Origin of the sequence: Candidatus Palauibacter scopulicola (assembly GCF_947581915.1) — a bacterium.
In the GTDB taxonomy this organism is placed as follows: domain Bacteria; phylum Gemmatimonadota; class Gemmatimonadetes; order Palauibacterales; family Palauibacteraceae; genus Palauibacter; species Palauibacter scopulicola.
The window spans coordinates 17,609-37,648 of record NZ_CANPWG010000049.1 but is presented as its reverse complement, the minus strand read 5'-3'; the positions used below and the strand labels follow the sequence as shown (position 1 = coordinate 37,648).

The following is a 20,040-nucleotide window of genomic DNA, read 5'->3' as shown; positions in this document are numbered from 1 at the left end:
ACTGGTGAAAACACGCCGGTAAAGCTCTGCCATGAAGCGATTTACGGACGAGAACTAGCTAGTAGGCTACCTCGGTGTCGACGACATCGACACATGTTTGCGGGCGTGTTGCGCGTGGGGCTGTCTGCCATCCATGGTGGGGTGCCGATGCCACGCGGCTTAGCTCCAACACACGCATACATCTCCAATTGTCCGCCTGGTTGGTGCTGAGTCCGCTGCTGCTTCCTCCGCCAGACTGGTAGCTGAGGACGTTCCAAACACCGTTCTTCGTGCCAATCACGTGAGGACACAGGATCCGCCGTTTGCCCAGATAGGTTGCGGAAATGGGTTGTTTGCACCTTATCGCATGGCGGATTAGCTGGACGCTCATCGTCTCCTCTCCGTGGTCAGGATTACCTAGGCGTCACGCCTACCGAATAGCTCTTCGAAAGTCGGCGGGCTGCCGGTGTGGGGGACCCTTGAAGACCTTGTTGGCTCCAACTGCGGTTCGCCGTCTAGGACCCCCAGGAACACCAGATCCCTCCCCACCCGCGTGATCATGTGGTTCTCGGGCGTGACTACGAATTTCCCTCCGCGCTTGAGCTGGAAGACCAGGGCAGCCGCCGTCGCGACATCGACGTTGGTTATTCGCCGGCGCCCGTCCCGAGTGTTCTTGAAAGGTCTGGCCGATGCGTCCACATGGTATTCCCTGCCCGCATAGGCGCCCGGATACGGATCACCAGGCGTGAGGTCGTCGACCTCGAATTCGGGGAGAGTCTCCTCTTCCCACCCTGATTCAAGGTCCGGAGGTTGCCCCTCGCGCCAATCGCCTCCGGGCGACCCTAGCTCTGTCGGTGGGAACCAGTGAATCCAGCGAATCTGGCTGGATCCCAATTGCTCCGCCCAATCGGTACCGTGGAAGATTCGCTCGTCCGTCGTGTCCCTTACGAAAATGACGTAGAGCTTGGCTGCGCTATTCTTGCCAGCCGCCCGTCGGAGGATCCGGCCGGTCGTCTGGATGCGTTGGCGAACGGAACTGGAAGAGGCCCGAATGATCCCCACATTGGCGGCCGGAACATCGACACCTTCCACCAGGGCCTTCACGGAGAGCATCACGTTTGCCCAGCCCTCCCGAAAGAACTCCATCGAGATCTCGTTCCACAGGGGCTTCGATCGCCCCGAGTGATACATGACCGCGCGAAATGCCCGATTCCACAGCAGCTCTGCAAGTTGATTGTTGATGGCTCGTTCCACCGGGCCGAGCTGACGGGCCTTCCGTCGATCCATCGGCGCAACGACCTCTTGAACGTTCTCGATGCGTTCGTCGAAAACGATGATGCGGTCTTCCTGGCCGTCACTGCGGACCGCGTGTTTCGCGACGATATCCAGATAGGCCCACTTCCTGTTCCGCGCCCGATAGACGAGCTCCTTCCTCTCCCGGACGGCCTCGAAGTACTTGGGGATGGCGGGATCCGGTCTCTCGTCGCCATGCAGGATCGTGTGGAGACGTGCGTAAAACGGTCCTGGCATCGCGTCGATTCGCGGCCCGTACCGTTGGCGAATCTTCTGCAAGGCGGTCCGAATACGCTTGCTGTACGCCTCGTATTGAGTACGCTCTGAAGTGCTGAGTTCGACGCCCACGTAGTAGACTTCGAAGGGTTGGACGACACCGTCGGATCTTGCCTGCTGGTACGTGTATTCGTAGACCAGGGACCCTAGCTCCGACAACAGCGGGTCATCGGACTCCTCAGAGCCCTCCCCGCTGTTCGCCCGGGAGGAGTCCCCCAGCGTGGCAGAGAGTCCCATGCTGAAATCGTAGCGTGCGCCGAAGGCCCGACGGAATGCTCGGCCACGGTATCGATGGCATTCATCCGCAATCAGGAGGTGAGGCGTGTTCGGGGGCAGGCTCGCTGCGTCTTTCTTGAGCTGGTCATCGAGGATCGCCGAGTTGATGATGTTTACGACGATTCTCCGGCCTTCAACAAACCCGTCCTTGTGCCCATCTCCACGGAGCCCGACGTCATCCGGCGGGACACCCAGTAAGCGGACAAGCTCCATGACCCACTGGTACATGAGTACCTTGGTGGGCACGAGGACGCTCACGCGGAGTTCGGGGTGCGACTCGAGCAGCCGCTCGATGGCCAGAAGCGCCAGAAAGGTCTTTCCCGCTCCCGTAACGACTTGGAGAACGCCTCGACCTCCAGCGTCGCTCCAGCAGCGGAGCGCTTCCGACTGCCAACGGTAGGGCGCCAGAGACGGAGCGAGCGAGTAGTCGGATCCGGGGTGCTTCAGTTCGCGAAGGGCCCGACCTGACAGGCCTGCCCCCGAGGAGTCCAGACTCAATTCCGCCTGTTCCACCTTCCCTTCGGCGAGGTGGTCTCGTATTCGGACGAGCTTCGCCGCGTTACGGACGTTCTCGACCCGGTGTCCGAGCGAAGCGTCGTAGTCGGCGATCTCGGACCTCAGGTCGGACAAGGTGCGCTGGCTGCGGTCAATTTCACTGCGGATCTCAGACTTCAGGGTCCTCGAGTAGCGGTTCGTGAAGAGCTGGTCGCGAGTCTCTCGGATCGGGGTCCGTCTTCCCTTGCCACCACTCTCCCGCCACATGAAGAGTTTCGTCAGATCGATCCACTGCGATTGGTCGAGTATGTCGGTGGAAAAGGGATCGATCGTGGCGAGGATGCGCTCGATCCGGTGATAGGTATCGCGTTTCCTCAGACTGGGCCGACGCCGCCGTCCACGCGCTGTGACGACTCGTTTTCTGCCTTGGAGTTCGACCCAACCTGCAAACTCCATGACCCGAAGCGTTTCTGAGACGGTCCGCGCTCCATGTCGATCGCCACCGTCGTACCGACCGGTTCCGCCGGCCGGATCGATCCTCAAACGGTCCCAGAGTTGCGTTACGCCCAGGCCAGTTTCGGAGTTATCGAGGGCAGACAGCAGGTCGTAGGCAAGCTGAAGGCCATCTGGCCACCACCAGCACCACTTGAGGATCGTCTTGTCAACGTACTCTTCGAAACCGTCGGGCGAGCCGTCCCACGTTCCATCCCACGAAAACCGTCCGAAGGGGAAGCGGTCGGGCGGCAGAATCCGGCGCCCGGAACGCCGCAGGAATCCGATCCCTGCAAGGTTGGAAACGAGTCCGGCGACCATCCCCTCACCGTAGGGCCGGCCGTCCTCACGGATCAGTTCTTCGCGGACCAACTTCCTGCATTCCTCCACCGTGGGCTCAGCCAGAGAGGCCTGATAACACACCCAGTACTGTGCCCTGTTGCGCGGCATGGGGTAGAGCGTCGGAAGTCTGACTCCGCGGGACACCCTCTACGCCTCTTTTCCATCGTCTTCTGGTGGAGACGACTCGAATGCCGTCCAGGGAGGTTCGCCGTGGTCGAACTCGGAGAGCCGCCCTACGTACAGGGGACGACAACCCTTGGTTGCTTCAATGCGCTCCCGGAGCAGTCGCAGCGTGGCGGACGCCCGGGCTTCCTTAAGGTCCTCGAGTTGCGATCGCTGAAGACGTCGAAACTGGGTCCGATGGTCCGGGTTGAGGTCACCGTCAGGCACGTTCATCCACACGCAGCCGGATTCAGTGATGTAGATCCGGCCTCCCCCCGGCCGCAGGTCCAGACAGGCTGAGACCAGGTCTGGATATCCGCGCGTTGAGGAGAAGACGTGACCACGCGACTTCCATTCGAGGCGGTTCCGCAACTGGGTGTTGGGGGAGACACGCCAATACTCACCGTGCATGAAGGGGAGGCCGGGCCAGTACATGCCCCGAGTCAGCGTTGCCGGTGCGTTGTCGATGCCGGGGAACACAAGGTCGTCTTCGTAGATTCCCACGTACCGGGGCTCCCACCAGGTGCCACCGCCCCTCAGCACCTTGGTAATCACTGCCCCGTGTGGGGTAACCCGGAACGAACCGTTGCCTCCCTTGACCGCGCGAACAGTATCGGCCAGCTGCCGTGGATATGGTTCGGCCCGGACGCTCAGAGGATCACGGTACCAGCCCACGTACGTTAGTCCCCCGCCGCGGCGTACTTTGTACCGACTGCCGCGGTACGGGGCGGGCCACGGTTCACCTGGACGAACGGATCGGGTTTCGCCGTTGGCGCCCTGCACGTTGATCGAACGGAGTCTCATCAGTTGTCCTCCCGATCCAGGGCGTCTTCGTGCTCCGCGAGCGGATCGAACGGTGCCGGCGCATTGTCCTCAATCGCCTCTCCGTACTGCGACAGGAAGGCCATGAGGTCGGCTTCCTCGCCTGGGGTGAGCGGGGCGGAGAGATCGATTGCTTCATGTAGCGTGAATCCGCCCGAGTACTCACCGAGGAACACGGGCAGCAGTGCGACGTTGCGCATCTTCACTTCGATGAGGCGCTTCTGGAGGTCCGTGAGCGCCTCGTACTGGTCCTTCATCCCCGCGGGCAACGGTTGTGGCTCAATGAGAGCGAGCACCTTGCCGTTCTCTGTGACTCGTATGGAGCCCCCGTCGGGCTTCACTTTTCGGAAGCGAGCTTCGATCTCAGCCGGCAACGTCTCCCGGGTCTTCTGCCACACGCCATCGGCGGAGTTCTTCCACCAAAGGCGACCCCCCTTGTAGGAGTACCGGGCACCGTCGTAGAAGGACGGCCACAGCCCGAGGGGCGGGACGCCGCTGCCCAGGACGTCCACGGAGGCGAACTCCAAGGGGACATCATAGTCGGCGACATACACGGCCTCCCAGGTGTCGGTCGGCATTCTGGTAAGGACGACGCCGGTCTCGGTAATGCGGAGACTCCCGCCCTCGGGCCTGAGCGAGAGGTAGGCGTCGGCGACCTCCTGGAATCCACCGGTGGCCGCGACCCTCACGGTCGCCATGTTTTGGCGGTCAGGAAGCCCCCACCAGAACTCGCCATCAGGCTTGCAGTGGTACTTGGTACCCCGGTAGTGCTCATCCCACCTGTCTCCGCAGCTCCGTGTTCTCCCTTGCCTCACTTACTTGGTCTCCTGGTCAATGTGGAGAGCGCTGCCATTCCCCTCGTGCGCTCGTCCTGCCTCGTCGCGATTCACGCTAGCCTTGGGCTGGTCGCTGCCATCAGGCCGCGCGGTAGTGCTCCTCAGCCGAGGGGGCAGCAGCTTGTCGATCTCGTCGTCGGAGAAGGTCAACTCCTCCAACTGTTGCAGCGCCTTTTGAGCCTCCGTATACGCTCGAACCGTCGTACTGGGTGCTCCGGCGTAGACGGCGTGCAATTGCTCGAGAAGCGCGTCGCGCCGCAATCGAATGTTCTCGACGGACTCATCCCCAACTCGCAGATCTGTGATGAGCGATAGGTATTCCTCGCGGATGAGCCATAGCTCCGCTCCGGACTGGCGGTGCTTCTGCGCGAGCCTACCGAGGTCGTAGTCCTTGGTGTATGTATTCAACGCGACGAGCGTCGCAGAAACGACGAGACCGACGGCCGTGCCGACATCCCCGGTTCCGAAGAACGCGGAAATGAAGCTCCCCGTCGTCACGGACGCGAGAATGATCTGCGCGAGCTTGATCCTGGACAGCCTCGTCAGAAGGAGGTCCGCGCACTTCTCATGCGCCTTGTGGGAATAGACGACGCGCCCATAGCAGTCGCGCAGTTGCGCTTCGATGTAGTCTCTGGAATCCATGGGCGTTTCAGCTCGGGAATGAGGTGCCAAAGATCTCCCTCCACTTCTGTTTCGCCGACCACTCCCGCTTCGGATCGGCCGTCTCGTGCTCGATGGCCTCGCATGCCAGGTTGTAGCCGCGTCTTGCCTTGTACTGGAACTGACCTTTGGGGCCGTACACCCGTTGGCCGCTCCCGGGGGCCTTCCAATACTGCTGTTCTTTGTCCTGGCGGGCCACGAAATCGAAGAAGTCGCGGCACATCCAGTCGTAGTAGAGGTAGGACTTGTCGCGGTACTTCCACGAACCGATGAACTGATACGCCAGCGTGTCAATGAGAAGGCCACCGATGGGCACGGCCATCTTGGTCTTCCAAGCCCGCATCATTCGGCACAGCGGGATCAGGTTGCCATTGCAGGCATCGTTGCGGGTGCGAATAGCCTCGATCTCCGGTCTCGGGTTCGTCTTCTTCCAGCTCCCGCCGCCGTTCGAGTCGGGGTAGGTGTAGCTGCCGTCCTTGTTGGTGAAGGCGGGAACGAGATCGAACCTGATGGAATCCCCGAAGGAAACCACGATCACTTGGCCGTCCGCCCCGATGTCCGTAGCGGGGTAGGTCTTTCTGACCGACGCGCGGACGGCTTGCAGCAGCGCGGATTGGCCATTGCCGACGTGGCTGTCGTACTGCTGGTAGACCGAGTAGGGCAACTGGAAGATCATGTCCACGTCGCTCGTACCATGAATGGCTGTATTGCGGCCGTACGAGCCGACCTGGAGGCTATGCGCGGTGTCCGATGTCGTTGTCCAGAAGTCGGTATTCAGCCGTCGGGTGATACTCTTGTATCGGCTGGAGATCGTCGCTCCGTTCCTGACCTGTATGTTACCGCAGAACGTGCTGAACCAGGCGGCGAGCCCCATCAGAGAGCCCCCAGCTCTTCGAGATCCCCGCGAGTCTGTTTGAGTGCGCCACGGTAACGCCCCAGGGACTCCAGTTTCTTCTCAAGATCGAGCTGGATGTCAGCGTCGTCAGCGGTCGTGAAGTCCTCCTCGAACAGTTGCCCGACGATCCCGCTCTCAACGGCCATGTCCTCGTGGAGCTTCATTCCAGCGTCGCCTTCGAGGATGCCCGCGGGCGGGTCGGGATCCTTCCGGGCCGTGACCTCCTCCCAGAACTTCTGATCGTCGCTCTACTTGGCCTCACTCCTTGCCTGCCTTGTCGAATGTTCCCGAGTCTCTTGGTGGAGGGAGAGGAGTTGATGGAACATCACTGGCATCTGCCGTAGGACCAAGAGAGCCGCCACCCGCCCTATCGAAGCGTTCGCCACGTCCGCCCGACTTCTCCTCCCGTTGGGACGAGAGCACGGTAGGAGGGGTGTCGGGTTGGGGTCAACTTCCCGCGATTCCGGAGGCTCGAGCGTCGGAGCCCGTTGCTTCCCCTAGGGCAAGAGCGGGAGCGCCACGTCGTGGGTGCCGTCGGGCCAGTGCAGCGGGGGGCAGTCGACGCGGTTCCACGCCTCGGGCCAAGCCGCGTCGTGGCCAGCGTCGGCCCAGCCGGACACGGCGTGCCGGGGTTCGCAGAGGTAGTCGGCGCCGAACGGATAGCTGGTGTGGAGCCGCAACTCCCAGCCGCCGTCGGAGGCGGGGCGGAGGAGCGCCTTGGTGGTGGCCCCGGCGCGGGCGAGCAACGGCGTCGCAGCGGGCGTCGGCGAGTGCGCGCGCCACAGCCCCGGCGGCGGCGGAGTCCCCGCCATCGCGCCGCAGGGGCTCCGGATCGAGATCCCAATCGCCTCTTGCTGGCTCGCCCAAGGGGGAAGTCTCAGCCACAGGGTGTCACATCACCGAAGTCACGCGGGCGTTGCGCGCGCTCTCCGGGTCTTGAGGCGGCATCGGACGGCGGCCTGAATCTCGGACGGATCGAGGACTTCGCATACACGGTCCCACACCGCTGGTCTCGGCTTGCTTCGTACACCTGCCGCTGCGTTGTGGTGCGTGAGCAACTCCAGCGCCTCGTCGCGCCAAAGCAACTCGACCAACGCACGCGGATCCTGGTCGGGATTCCTGGCGGCGGGGCGAATCGGATCAATCGCGATGCCCCCGGCGCCGGCACGAACCAGGAGCACGCCCCACCACCCGGGGACGAGTTGCAGATACCTCTGGAGCGCCGGCCGCACCTCCGGGTCTCGGATTGCGGATTCCCGGATCCGGGATCCGGTGGCTTGCTCGCTCCGGATCAGAAACGCTGCTCCGCGGCCGGCTCCACCCACACCCGGTAGTTCCGGGCGGGGAAGAACTGGCCGGCCTGCTCCCTGGTCAGCCCCTCGAGGCTCAGCATCGAGGCCGTGCCCTCGCCCTCCGGGGACGCCACGAGTTTGACGCACCAGCCGTCATCCTCGGATGACTTCTGAACGGACGACGGAACGAAGGTCATGTCCGGCGTGTTGAGCATTGTCACGGGTGCTACTCCTTCGGGTCGGGGAGAATGGCGACCGCTTTGCGCTCGTCGATCACCGCCCGAATCTCCTCCGCCTGGATCTGCTGCCGCTGCCCGACGAGTGCGTCCTTGAGAACGTCGTTTGCCACCCGCGCCACGTCCGCGAAGCTCAGGCCCACTGCCCGCCACGCGAGGTCGCCCCACGTGATGTCCTGCGAAGCGCGCGGACCAACCCGCGTCTTCAACAGCTCGGCGATTTGGTCCTCGTCCGGCATCTCGAAGTGAAGGATGTCGTCAAAGCGGCGGAAGAGCGCCTGGTCGAGTACGCTCGGATGATTGGTCGCGGCCATCACGATGCTGTGCGAGTCGTCCTGCTCGATCATTTGGAGGAAGCTGTTCAGCACCCGCCGGATCTCGCCCACGTCGTTGGCGATCCCGCGTTCCGAGCCGATGGCGTCGAACTCGTCAAAGAAGTAAACGCCTCGTGTCTGGCCGGTGGCGTCGAAGATCTGCCGCAGCTTGGCCGCGGTCTCTCCCATGAACCTGGTGATCAGGCCGTCAAGCCGAACCTGGAGCAGGGGGAGACCGAGTTCTCCCGCCAGGACGGATGCGGAAAGCGTCTTCCCGGTACCCGGAGGGCCCACGAGCAGGAGCTTGCGCCTCGGCGAGAGGCCGTGATCCAGGATCTGGCTGGCGTGGCGCTGCTCACGAATGATTCGGTCGATGCGACTCGCCAGGGCCTTCCCGAGGATCATGTCCCCCAACCGTGCCTTGGGGAACGAAGCTTCGAGCAGGTTGGCCAGTTCGCCGCGCGGTCGACCGATCGGCACCGGGGATCCAGCCCCACGTCGGCTCTTGGCCTTGTCGATAATGTCGCGGAGTTCGGTGGCCAGTTTGCCGTGCCCAACCTTCGCTTCGTGGGCGGCAACCTGCATGGCGACCGAGATGAATCGGTCGTCGTCGCCTTCCAGATGCGACCTCAGCAACGCCTTGAGCTGCTCGGCACTGGCCATGGAAGCCTCCGGTTCGGCTGGCGGAAATCGCGTCGCTCGGCGACGTAGCGATTCGGGTGACCCTATTATATCACGGCGATGGGTATCTGCATCGTGCCCTTCCCGAGGTCCTGCGTCGCATCCTCTCCGAGGACCATCGTTCCATCGGTTGACGTATTGTCACAATTTACGCCATTTGTCAACCGTCGTTTACGCGAACGAAAGGAGAGAACGGCATGTTTGGACGACGGCTACGGCTCGCCCGCAAACGCGCCGGCCTTTCCATGCGCGCGCTGGCCGAGCGGATGGATCCGAGGATCACCGCTCAGGCCATCAGCAAGTACGAGACCGGGAAGATGATGCCCCGTTCGGCGGTCCTGGTCGGTCTCGCGAAGGCCCTCGACGTCTCGGTGGACTTCCTCATGAGTTCCCAGGTTGAGATCCTCGACGGCCTTGAGTTCCGGAAGCACTCCGGCACCTCCGCCCGGGATCGCGCCAGAGCCGAAGCCGTGCTGATCGACAACCTCGAGCGATACCTGACCATCGAGGAGATCCTCGGCATTCCGCCTGCGAGCGATCGTTTTGAAGGCCGTCGTTGTGGCAGCGTTGCCGAGGCCGAAGAGATCGACGGCATGGCCGACGAACTCCGCAACGCGTGGGACCTCGGCCTCGATCCCGTGCCCAACCTGTGCGGCCTCCTCGATGAGAAAGGGATCAAGGTGATCGAAGACGATCTCCCGGCGCGCATCAGCGGCTTGGCCTGCCAGGTCCTGCGAGGGGGCAAGCCGGTCGCCGACGCCGTCCTCGTATCGAGTCGGGCCAACGTCGAGCGGAAACGCCTCACCCTGGCCCACGACCTCGCGCACAGGATGATCCGTGCCACCGGCAACCCAGCCATCAAGCTGGAAGCTGCGATGAACCGCTTCGCGGTCGCCTTCCTCGTCCCGGGTCGGCATCTCCGTGAGAGAGCCGGTGAGGGACGTCGCCGGATCACTTACTGTGAGATCATCCGCCTCAAACACACGTACGGGGTGTCGGCGGCCGCCATGCTCGTACGTCTCGGCCAGGTCGGCGCTCTGACCCCTGCCGCGGTCCGACGCGCATTTCGAACCTTCGCCCGCTCCTGGCGGAAGACTGAACCGGAACCCCTCGAGGGCAACGAAGGATTCGCGGCGTTCGAGAAGCCCCAGCGCTTCAGGAGCCTTGTCTGCCGCGCGGTCGGCGAAGAGCTGATCTCGCCGATCCGGGCGGCCACTCTCCTCAACGAATCCCTCGACGTGGTCGAGCGGCAGATCGCCGGTCCCGCCAACCGGTGACCGGCCGAGGTGGCGCCGGGCCGACATCACTTGATGATTGCTTCAGCCTGAGCACGGAAGCCGGCTACGCCCCTCTCGAGCACTTCAGGCAGCGGCGAGTGTGCCCGCAGGGTCGTCGCCAGGTCGAGGTTGATCCAGCCAATGGTCTCGAGGATGTCCTGATGACTTCGGTTGAGCTTCCGGTCCCAAACGGACTCATGGTGAGAAACGCGGTTACGCAGGTCGCGGAGCGGATCCAAGGCGTGGAAGATCTGGCTGCGTGTGCGCTGGGCTTTGGGTAGATGCGGGAATCCCCTCGTTGCCAGTTCGGGCCAGAGGCTGGACCGGCCGGCACGCCCTTGGTCATATGGCTTCTTGCACAGGCTCACCCAGAAACCAAACCCCAGAGCGGAGACAAGCCGGCCTTCGGTCATCGGACGGCTCCGGCTCGCGATCGTACTCTTCGCCGTCTCGACGGCCTGACGCTCGCGGTTGGCAAGCAGCGAGGGTTGGGCGTCGAGCCAACACGGGACCTTATCAAAACGGAGCGTCGCCTGATCCACGATCCTTCCGGAAATCCTTAAGAGGTGGTTCCGGACGGTAATCTCAAGGGTATGAAGCGCCGGTTGGAGGGCGCTGCACAGCGCCAGGTTCCACAGGTATCTCGCCACGCTGTCGACTTCGTCGATGTCGTCAGGCAGGGCGTAGGCGCTCAGCCGCTCCGCCGAGAGCGCACTTCGAAGGCTTCCGATGGATAGCATGACAACTCCACAAGTTGCGTTTTGGGTGGGATCTGACGATACTTCGCGCATACGTCTCAGGTCGTCCTCTACTGCACAGAACCTTCGGGCGCAGCAAGGCGCTGAGATAAGAGCCCCGAGGCCGTTTGGTCCTCGGGGCTCTTGGTTAAAGGTGGGTTCGCTTAGTGTGGGTCGTCGCGGCCCCCAACCTCCAGGCGCAGGTTCAGCGCCCTTTGCGGCGACGTGGGGTCGATGGTCAGGGTCGTAACGCGACCCGGAAACACGTCGGCGAGGCTCAGCGCAGCTTCGAGCGCGTCCCGGTCCACGTCTTCGTCGCTGCCGAGCACCACCAGCTCAATCGGGACGCCGGAGGGCAGCCAGCACACTCGGTAGAAGCCGGTCGAGCTGCTTTTTTCCGTCCAGCGGCTGCGCTGTTCCTCGAGGTTGATGGTGCGCGGATCCCGGACCCTGGCGAAGTGGCGGGGGTCGTATGCCCTCGTCAGCAGGTGAAGCGTCGCGTCCTCGATCGGGTTTCCGTCCGTGTCCGTCACCGTCCCGGTGAGGATGCCCGTTTGCCAGACTGCGGTGCCGGCGGCGGAGACCATGGGAACGCCGGGTGGGCCATTTCGACCGCAGACCGCGGAGAGGACATCGCTCAGCGGGGGCGCTTCGAACCGGACCTCGACCCGGCTGTCGACGTCCGGTCCCATTTCCACCTCGACGGGCTCGGATTCGTACCACAGCGGCTCCAGGTACGGATGCGTGAATTGGAGCGCGTAGGTGCCGGCGCCCAGGCGGTCCAGCTCGAATCGGCCTTCGGCATCGGTTTCCGTCTCCGTGCCGGATCCCCGCACGTAGACGCGCGCGTTTGGCAGTCCGACGCCGAGCGAGTCGACGACGGTCCCCGCGACGCGCCTCCCCCGGTGTCCTTCAAAGACCACGCCCGCGTCGCCATGCGCCCGAAGCACTTCGCCGTGCGTGATGGCGACGCCCTCCAGGGTGGCCGTGGGCTGGCCCGTGAGCGGGTGCTCGGCCTCGCCCGCCGTGAACATCCGGATGTTCCACGAGGTGACGATCCAGGTGCCGTCCGGGAGGCCGCGAAAGCTCACGGTGCCGCCGGGAGACGCATCCATCAGCCACTCGGGCACGGGGAGGTTCACGTAGCGGTAGTCCACCCGCTGGAGTTCCGCGGTCGCCGCATCGAGCCACATCGTTCCCGCGATGTCCGCCACGTTCCGGTCCGGCAGGGGCTCGAACTCCAACCCGACGAGTCCGCTGACTCCGGACCGGATCCGCAGGCAGTGGGTGTCGAGAAACGGATCGGAGAGAAGAACGCCGGCGTCGGGACCCCAGAAATCCGACGCCTCGGCCGAGAACCTCGCGAATCCTCCGTGCACGAGAGAGTCGGCTGAACGGGCGACGTACGGTACGGGCACGAGGGCCTGCCCATAGGCTCGATCCTCGGCCTCCACCCTGCGTCCGTCCTGGTCGAGAAACCGCTTGATGCCCAGCATCTCGTACCGGTAGAGGCCTCGCTCCTGCGTCCAGCTCGCCGCCGCGAGCGCCTTGCGCGCCTCGTCCCAGACTCTGGCGACGGCCAGCCCCTCCTCGGGGCGCAGATGGCACTGGGGACGGACGGACACGCTGATTTCCGCCAGCGAAATCGCCTCGATGGGCGCGGCCATCTGCACCGTCAGGGTGTCGCGGGTGGAGATCCTGAAGAATGCCGAGTGCGTGGTCCCATACCCGATCCGCTCGGCGCGCAACCGGTATTCGCCGGGGGCGGGGACCCGCAACTCGAACACACCCGTACCGCTCCGCGTAAGCATCCGCGCGACGCCGCGGCCGTCCCGGCCCACCAGGGTGATCATCGCCCCCGCAATGGCCGCGCTGTCCCCATCGTCAACGAGCCTGCCACGCACCACCTGGCCCTGCACGGCCGACGCAACCGCACTCTGGAGCACGACCAGCGCGACCGTCGCGATCGTCAGCCGGACCCTGCCGCGGTCGGCGGGCACGGTGCCTACGCCTCTCGTGTGAGCCTCGGGTCAGCGTGCGATCTCCCCATGCCGGGGATGCTATGCCCGCAGCCGGTACAACCCAACCCTGAAGCTGGACTCCCCAGGCCCGTTCGAAACCATGGGCGCGGATCGGCCATGGTCCGGTCGGCGCCGCGGACGCTGATGATGGACGGTTGAGACTCCGGCGGACCCTTGTGCTACAGGCGGGGTTAGGCAGGTTCGGCAGCTGATCCTCAAGTACAAGTTGGGAGCGGACGACTGATGTACAAGTACGCGATCATTCTCTACTGGAGCGACGAAGGTCAGGCTTTCGTCGCCGAGGCGCCCGAGTTGCCCGGGTGCATGGCGCACGGAGACGATCACGAGAGCGCCTTGAGCAACATCAAGGATGCGATGCAGTTCTGGATCGACCGGGCACGGGAGTTGGGACGGCCCGTACCGGAACCCAAGGGCGAGCGCCTGATGCCGGCTTGACCGACTCAGCACTACACCTCGTTAGCTCTTCCCCCCACGAATACACATCTATCGTCCTTCGCCGTCCGTTTCCGTCTCCGTGCCGGATCCCTGCACGTAGGCACGGGCGTTCGGCAGTCCGACGCCAAACGAGTCGACGACGGTCCCCACGACGCGCCTCCCCCCGGTGTCCTTCGAAGACCACGCCCGCGTCGCCATGAGCCAGAAGCACGCGGCCCTCGATGGGCGCGGCCATCTGCACCGTCAGGGCGTCGCGCGTGGAGATCCTGAAGAATGCCCGATCTCCATGGTCCGGTCGGCGCCGCAAGACACTGATGATGGGCGGTTGAGACTCCGGCGGATCCTCGTGTTACAGCCGGTCGGGCTCCGAAGGCACGCTTCCCGGTGCCGGAGCCGCTACCCCTGCAACCAGCATGTGAGGATCCAGCGTGAACACACCATCTCGGGTCACGGCTCCGCTCTCGCGGGCCATGGAGCGGCCGATTTGCACCCCGGCAAGCGACGTCGTATCGTGCCTTCAGCCGATGACCCGTCGGTCCACCGCCCAGAGAGGGATTACGGGGACCGACAATTTCGACCCCAGGGGCGCTGATCAACCATCAGCGCCCCTGTTTGCATCAGGCTACTCGGCATGAGCCTGCCTCATGTCGCAGCCAACGTCTCGCGCCATCGTGTAAGAGTGTTCGTGGATTTCTGGAACTACGAGCTCTCCATGAGGGCTCGCGACCCAAGATTCAGGGCGGATTGGTCGAGACTGGGGCCGGTTCTTTCGCGTGCTGCCGTCGAGGTGGTCGATGCAGCCTCCAGGGACGAGTACCAGGGGCTGAACTTCTACAGCTCCTACAACAAATCCACGGACCGAGAGCTCCATCGCTGGGCAACCGGAGTCGTGGCTGGGTTCCTTGGCGTGAGCGTCTCGATGGTCCCCCGTCAGAAGAAGCGGTCGCCACCAAAATGTCCGACGCGCCATGAGGCGATAGGTCGATGCCCTGCCTGTGGCGCTGACATGCGGGGCACCGAGGAGAAAGGTCTCGACGTTCGCATGGCCACCGACATGATCAGTCTCGCATGGGTCGACAACTACGACATCGCAGGTACTCATCTGATCCTCCGGCGCCGCTACGGGCCGATTCGTGCCAGCCGATATGGGCGGGGGTACCTACCTTGTGGGCTGGCGGCGGTCGGTGGACCGGACGCGGAATGAAGAGGGAGAAGGAGGCGCAGTGCTCGATCATCCAGTAGTCGACGTGGCCCTCGGCCTCATGCTGCTCTACAGCGTGCTGAGCCTCGTCGCCTCGGTCGTCAAGGAGTGGGTTTCCACCCTGTTCTCGCTGCGGGCGAAGAACCTCCGGAAGGGGATCGGAACCCTGATCGGCAACGATTACGGCGAGCGGCTCTACGGACACCCGCTGGTCAACACGCTGGCGAAGGGCAAGAAGATGCCGTCGTACATCGGAAGCGACACCTTCGCCTCGGCGCTGGTGGACCTGCTCGCGCAGGATGAGGACGGCAATCTCGTGGTGACCATGGAGGACAAGGCGGCCGAGTTGGTGGATCGGGTCGAAGACGACTCGGAGCTCAAGGCGCCTCTCCGGGCGATGACCCACCTGGGCGCGGAGAAGGTGGACGACCTGCGGCGCCAGGTCGCCGGGTGGTTTGACGAGGGGATGAACCGGGTGTCGGGTTGGTATCGCCGGCAGACGCAACTGATCATCTTCGCGATCGGCGCCGTCGTGGCCGTGTCGGCGAACGCGAGCACCGTGCACGTCGTGCAGGACCTCTGGCGGGATGACGCGCTCCGGTATGAGATCGCCCAAAAGGCGGTTGCCGCGGCCGGCACCGCGAGCGCGGACTCCGTGCAGGTCGCGGACGCGATTCTCCAGTCCTTTCCGCTAGGGTGGGAGGACGAAGATCCGTTCCGCGTGCGGGATGACGTGCAGGATTGGGATGCGTCGACTTGGATTAGCCATGTTTTCGGGTGGCTCTTCACTGCGGCAGCGGTGTCGCTTGGCGCTCCGTTCTGGTTCGATCTCCTTAGTCAGGTGGCGAAGCTGCGAGGCACGGGGAAGAGGCCGGACCGAGGGTGAGTGAAGTCGCCGAAGTGCTGACCGTGGCCGAAGACGTGTGGGCCGTCGTACGTAGGCTGCGGGAGCGTCCCCGCTTGACCTCCGGGCGCGGGACAACAACCCGGAGGTCTGGTGTCCAGCTGTTGGGGGTCGAGGTCCTGAACGACCACGTGCTGCCCTTCTTTGTGAAGATCGAGACGATCCTGAGCGACGAACAGGTTCATGGAGCGCTTCCACCCCACGCTCCTGGACGAGCACCTCAAGGTGAACGGGCGAACGACCTGGTACGAGTCCGTCGAGAAGATGCACGCGGATCTGGACGCCTACCTCGAGACCTACCACCGGAACCGGCCGCACCGCAGCCGCGGCATGGACGGGAGAACGCCGTATCAGGTCTTCAAGACCGGAATCCGGAAGCCCCGCAGCCGGAAGAAGTCAACCGGAAAAGAGGTGAAGACGGTAGCCTGAAGCGCTGACCTCGGCGAAGCCGCGGGTCGCGTGAATACCATACTTGTACATCTTGCCGGACATCACGAGGAACTGAGGTTGAGCGTCACGTGTTCGTCACCGTCCGGGCATTCCACGCGCAGCGTACGGTTCACGGCTGTCCACAGACTCGCATGCGGTCGAAATGTCGAAATCAGGTAGGCACCAAGCGCCCGCAGATGAAATGCGTGTTCCCATCCTTTGCACATCAGGTCGGTCGCTGCCTCAACTTCCTCATGCGATCCCCCACGCGAGATAGCCTGATCCAGTCGTTCCGCGCCGCGAACCATTTTTGACCAGCGCCTTTGTGTGCCAGGATTAATTCTTGCCAGCTCGCCCACCGTCCACCAATGCTTCATCTGGCGCTCGGCGCCGGCGAGTCCCGCGAGTTCGTCACGTTCCAAGCGGCTCAAGCGTCCGGCGCTTCCCGACCGTCGGTACCCCTTGACGGTTGCGTAGGCCTTGTTGGCAAGGGTCCGTGCAGACATCCCTGGGTCTTGCAGATATTCCTGCCACAGTTCGCCATACAAGGCCTGTCGAACGCGAGGATCAGATCGTCCGCTCTCATTTGACCATGGAACAGCCCGACCAAGGGCGAAGCCGAAACTCCGTGCGTCGCCTGCGGCAAGGAGTTTGAGCAGAAGTCTGAACGCGGAATCGTCCAGCGTCACATGAAAAGAGAATTCCACGTCGCGTCGACCTTTAACTGTGCCCGCAAGGCGTTTTCTCGCGTCTCCCGTGCCGTCGACAGGCACCATGCCCCACAGAACTCCCAAATCGACAAGTCGCCCGATGTCCCGCCCGGAAGCCACCGCCTCATGATACTGCATGAGCAGGTGCAGAGAATAGTCGAGGGATGCAGCTGGAGGATTCATGCCGTCGGTCCAACTACGGGACTTTGCAGCCAGCGTCGTCTTCCACTCATATGTGTCGTCGCCCCACTGCCCCGTGTATCCGTTAACGGCTAGGAAACAGTAGCGGCTGGCTATGTGTGCATGGTCCCGTCGCGTCGTCAACTTCCTTTCCCGAACGTTCCAGCTCTTCCCCCCCATCGCAAACACGTCGCCCAGGCTCAACGACACGCCCCAAGACTTCTTGACCTTCGTCGTCTCTTGTCTGAGGAAACGGTGGATCGTCACGCCGTGAGCCGGACCCAGCTTCAGGATGGAGTCAAAGCTCAGGGTCAGTGCCGCCCTGTGGAAACTCGAGAACTGCTCCTGTCGTCCGGCCAGATCGATCGACGCTTCCAGCACCGTATCGTTGGTCTCGATCCGGCTGTATTCGAAATCGATTGCAAACTTGACCTTCTCTTGGGCGGCCTTCCTGACGGTATCGATCGTCTCGGACTTCAGTTCCTCGATACGCTTCGCGAGAGCCGCCACCCGCTCTTGGGCGTCCTCGAGCCTCAACCGAGCCAGGAGCCGTTCGACGATCTGCCGGTCTCCCTCGTTCAGCGCTTCCAGCGAGGGAGCCTTAAGGAGCCCCTCGATCTGCTCTAGGCCCATTCCGAGAAGACCTTCCAGTAGCGCCTTTCCTACTTCCTCCACCTGCTCGTCATTGGCGAATCCTACGACCACTCCTGCAGCGACATCTGCCGTCCGTTCTTCGCGTGCCGACTTGCTTATCCTAAGCGCGATCTCTTTTTCGCCTACTCGCGTGAACACTATCAGAAAATGATCTCGGATACTGAAAGCGCATTGAGCGCGTAGGCTCGTCCGGAGATCGACGCCGAAGTCCTCCCCGTCTTTCAGGAACTTGCTGAGTATGCCGATATGACTCGTCAGGACATCCGACCACTCGAGGCTGACCGATCCACTCAGGGTCCCGGTCACTTCCATCGCAAGCGCGTCTCCCTCGCCAAGTAACCGGATGTCCGATTCACACAGGACGAAACGGGCTCCGAGGATGTCCCCGGCTAGCGCTTCGAGAACGCTCTCTGAAGCCTTGTGACACCGGTAATCGTGGAAGATCACCGACATATTGGCCTTCCCGGTGCTTGCGACTCCGAAATCGCGGGCTTCGAAACTGCCGGTGACCTTCATGTCGGCACTGGTGCGGTACACCAGCCACGCAGAGTCCGCCGCGAAGGTGATCGGCGGTCGGACTCTGAAGTCATCAACTCTTTCCGCGACAGAGGGATCGTCTGCCGGAGTTACTGGGGCCAGAGGTGGCCCGAACAGGCCGGCGGGATCCGCATCACTGGGCGAATTGAACACAGCAATGTTGGCCTGCCCCCTAACTGTGAACATGGAGTCATCATGGGCAATCGGTATTTCCTCTTCGAGAGACCCTTCTACGAGTGTGATTGGGAGGGTGGGATCCCGCAGCGCCTTCGCTCCGTGTTGAACCAGCGCCGAAGCGATGCCGCCCACAGCGAGTTTAGACATAGTACACTCGTTCCGTTGTAGCAGGTTGAAGTCCATGCCGTCGCACGACGAGCAAGCGGTGTCGGGAGTTGGAGCAACAGAATGGTGCAAACAGGGATCGGCGTGCACCTGGTGCGGTGGTGTGTGTCGGACCATTAGAGATCGAACAAACCAACGACGAGGGCCTACGGGCCCGGCGGTGCCAAGGCATGATCCAACTGTACCCTGCGGCGGGGGATCCCACCCTCGCGCGAACTGGCTGCGATGGTGTATCGCCCCGGTCTCTCCGACAGCTCCCGCCACTTCGTGCACGGGGCCGGGCCGCGTTCACGGCCACGGCCTCGGCTTGTTCAGGAGGACGGAGCATCGGGCTCTTACGGTCGGCGCCTCCGGGTGGCGGAGACCGATCGTCTCCGTAGAACTCTCCTCACCCTCGATGTACGAAATGATCCAGGCGATGACGTCGCCCAAGTCACGGGCGCACTCGATTGCCCTCCCACTCAGCTCGTCGTTCACATATGGAGATTCTTTGACGTTTCCGTTCGAAAACCACCACGTCCAGATGCCCTGCCACTCACCGATGACGTAGGATCCTTCAGCCACGTCGCCGTCCGAGAACCGAATGACCCAGTTACCGTGCCCCTTGCCGTCGATGTAGGCACCTTGCGCAGTCTGTTGTCCATCGTCGTAGCGCCAATGAACCGTTCCCGTTCCTTGCGCATAGCCGGCAAAGCACTCGCCGCTCCATGTGACCGTTGCGCCCGTGTGGAGACCCTCGTTCCAGAGATGGCACCCGGGCTGGTTGGCCACTTCCATCCAGCACTCCGAGCCCACGGGTTTGCCGGCGCACGTCTCAAGGTCGACCGAGGGGGGCGCGGCGGTACTCGAGCTACCGCCAACTCGGGAGTCCGGTTGGCCGAGTCGCGCAGTGCCCGGCTCGCTTGCCGCACCGGGGACCGCGCCCGCGCTGACGACCCAGCTCTCCGCGACCAGCACCTCGTACCCGCTTCGGTCGGCGTACGTCGAGAAGCGGGCGTCGAGCCTCGTCGCGTTCTCCTCGGCCGCCTGGGCGCTCGTGCCGTAGCCCACCGCGAACGCCTGGAACCTGGGGTCGTCCGGGTCCAGCGTCAGGTCGCGCCGGATCGCCCCGGTGTACCGGATGATCACGACGTGGCTGTCGCCGGGGTTCGACCAGAGGCACGACGCCTCCGCAACGTCCCCCAACTCGGCGACAAGGGACTGCTCCATCCCCTGCCGATCATCGATCGGGACGCCGAGCCGGTAGACGACCGCCACGTCTTCCGTGATGACGCGCCGGACGGGGCCTGAACTCTCGAGGGTCTGCCGTTCGCTTCCCACGCACACGACGGTCGCCGAGGCGGACTGCGCGGCGGCGGGTACCGAACCCGCGATCAGCAGGCTGCCGGCCAGCAGTGCGGGCACGCATGCACTGCCGCGGGTCTGCGGTTGAAGGGGCATCACCGACATCTCTCCCGCCTTCTCGATTTCGGTGGTCGCACAGTCTTTATGAAAATAGCGCGTTTTTCATGCACCGGGCGTGTACAAATGCATGATTTTCA

Annotated in this window: 16 protein-coding genes and 2 pseudogenes; 5 read left to right on the top strand and 13 right to left on the bottom strand. The window is 63.4% G+C overall.

Going from position 1 to position 20,040, the window contains the following annotated elements:
* Window positions 1-396: 396 nt before the first annotated feature.
* The 9 genes and pseudogenes from RN743_RS09490 to RN743_RS09450 all read right to left on the bottom strand — a co-directional run bounded on the left by RN743_RS09490 (window position 397) and on the right by RN743_RS09450 (window position 9,033).
* The gene (locus tag RN743_RS09490) at window positions 397-3,297 is read right to left on the bottom strand and encodes a DEAD/DEAH box helicase (RefSeq protein ID WP_310779427.1); all 2,901 of its coding nucleotides are present in this window, start codon (window positions 3,295-3,297) and stop codon (window positions 397-399) included.
* A gap of 3 nt (window positions 3,298-3,300) precedes the next feature.
* Window positions 3,301-3,858 carry a hypothetical protein gene (locus RN743_RS09485; protein ID WP_310779425.1) on the bottom strand — a complete coding sequence of 186 codons (558 nt, stop codon included), beginning with the start codon at window positions 3,856-3,858 and terminating at the stop codon, window positions 3,301-3,303.
* 260 nt (window positions 3,859-4,118) lie between these two features.
* Window positions 4,119-4,952, bottom strand: a complete 834-nt coding sequence (locus tag RN743_RS09480; RefSeq protein ID WP_310779423.1) for a hypothetical protein — start codon at window positions 4,950-4,952, stop codon at window positions 4,119-4,121.
* Window positions 4,953-5,072: 120 nt separating this feature from the next.
* Window positions 5,073-5,615, bottom strand: a pseudogene (locus tag RN743_RS09475) (SLATT domain-containing protein); the annotation flags it as partial.
* 7 nt (window positions 5,616-5,622) lie between these two features.
* Window positions 5,623-6,507: a hypothetical protein gene (locus RN743_RS09470; RefSeq protein ID WP_310779420.1), complete on the bottom strand. Its 885-nt coding sequence runs from the start codon at window positions 6,505-6,507 to the stop codon at window positions 5,623-5,625.
* Complete coding sequence (locus RN743_RS09465; protein WP_310779417.1) at window positions 6,507-6,692, bottom strand: hypothetical protein; 186 nt, start codon at window positions 6,690-6,692, stop codon at window positions 6,507-6,509. The genes RN743_RS09470 and RN743_RS09465 overlap by 1 nt, the downstream gene beginning before the upstream one ends.
* A 333-nt stretch (window positions 6,693-7,025) precedes the next feature.
* Window positions 7,026-7,340 carry a hypothetical protein gene (locus tag RN743_RS09460; protein ID WP_310779415.1) on the bottom strand — a complete coding sequence of 105 codons (315 nt, stop codon included), beginning with the start codon at window positions 7,338-7,340 and terminating at the stop codon, window positions 7,026-7,028.
* A 479-nt stretch (window positions 7,341-7,819) separates the two neighbouring features.
* On the bottom strand, window positions 7,820-8,041 hold the full coding sequence (locus RN743_RS09455) for a hypothetical protein (protein ID WP_310779412.1): 222 nt from the start codon (window positions 8,039-8,041) through the stop codon (window positions 7,820-7,822).
* Window positions 8,042-8,046: 5 nt separating this feature from the next.
* Window positions 8,047-9,033: an ATP-binding protein gene (locus RN743_RS09450; protein ID WP_310779410.1), complete on the bottom strand. Its 987-nt coding sequence runs from the start codon at window positions 9,031-9,033 to the stop codon at window positions 8,047-8,049.
* A gap of 215 nt (window positions 9,034-9,248) precedes the next feature.
* Between RN743_RS09450 and RN743_RS09445 the strand changes: the two genes are divergently transcribed.
* Window positions 9,249-10,328: an XRE family transcriptional regulator gene (locus tag RN743_RS09445; RefSeq protein WP_310779407.1), complete on the top strand. Its 1,080-nt coding sequence runs from the start codon at window positions 9,249-9,251 to the stop codon at window positions 10,326-10,328.
* Between the two features lie 26 nt (window positions 10,329-10,354).
* Here the strand turns inward: RN743_RS09445 and RN743_RS09440 are convergent, their stop codons facing one another.
* On the bottom strand, window positions 10,355-11,068 hold the full coding sequence (locus tag RN743_RS09440) for a hypothetical protein (protein ID WP_310779404.1): 714 nt from the start codon (window positions 11,066-11,068) through the stop codon (window positions 10,355-10,357).
* Between the two features lie 161 nt (window positions 11,069-11,229).
* Complete coding sequence (locus tag RN743_RS09435) at window positions 11,230-13,065, bottom strand: carboxypeptidase regulatory-like domain-containing protein (protein WP_310779401.1); 1,836 nt, start codon at window positions 13,063-13,065, stop codon at window positions 11,230-11,232.
* 264 nt (window positions 13,066-13,329) lie between these two features.
* Here RN743_RS09435 and RN743_RS09430 point away from each other — a divergent pair, with 264 nt between their 5' ends.
* The 4 genes and pseudogenes from RN743_RS09430 to RN743_RS09415 form a co-directional block, all read left to right on the top strand.
* Entirely contained in the window at window positions 13,330-13,542 is a 213-nt protein-coding gene (locus RN743_RS09430; RefSeq protein ID WP_310779397.1) for a type II toxin-antitoxin system HicB family antitoxin, read from the top strand.
* A gap of 685 nt (window positions 13,543-14,227) precedes the next feature.
* Window positions 14,228-14,746 (top strand): hypothetical protein, encoded by a 519-nt coding sequence (locus tag RN743_RS09425; protein ID WP_310779395.1) that lies wholly within the window; start codon window positions 14,228-14,230, stop codon window positions 14,744-14,746.
* Between the two features lie 19 nt (window positions 14,747-14,765).
* Complete coding sequence (locus RN743_RS09420) at window positions 14,766-15,629, top strand: hypothetical protein (RefSeq protein WP_310779393.1); 864 nt, start codon at window positions 14,766-14,768, stop codon at window positions 15,627-15,629.
* A gap of 189 nt (window positions 15,630-15,818) precedes the next feature.
* Window positions 15,819-16,076, top strand: a pseudogene (locus tag RN743_RS09415) (integrase core domain-containing protein); the annotation flags it as partial.
* A gap of 62 nt (window positions 16,077-16,138) precedes the next feature.
* Here the strand turns inward: RN743_RS09415 and RN743_RS09410 are convergent.
* Both RN743_RS09410 and RN743_RS09405 read right to left on the bottom strand, forming a co-directional pair.
* Window positions 16,139-18,517, bottom strand: coding sequence for a hypothetical protein (locus RN743_RS09410; RefSeq protein WP_310779390.1), 2,379 nt, complete (start codon window positions 18,515-18,517; stop codon window positions 16,139-16,141).
* A gap of 270 nt (window positions 18,518-18,787) precedes the next feature.
* The gene (locus RN743_RS09405) at window positions 18,788-19,756 is read right to left on the bottom strand and encodes a hypothetical protein (protein WP_310779388.1); all 969 of its coding nucleotides are present in this window, start codon (window positions 19,754-19,756) and stop codon (window positions 18,788-18,790) included.
* Window positions 19,757-20,040: the final 284 nt, after the last annotated feature.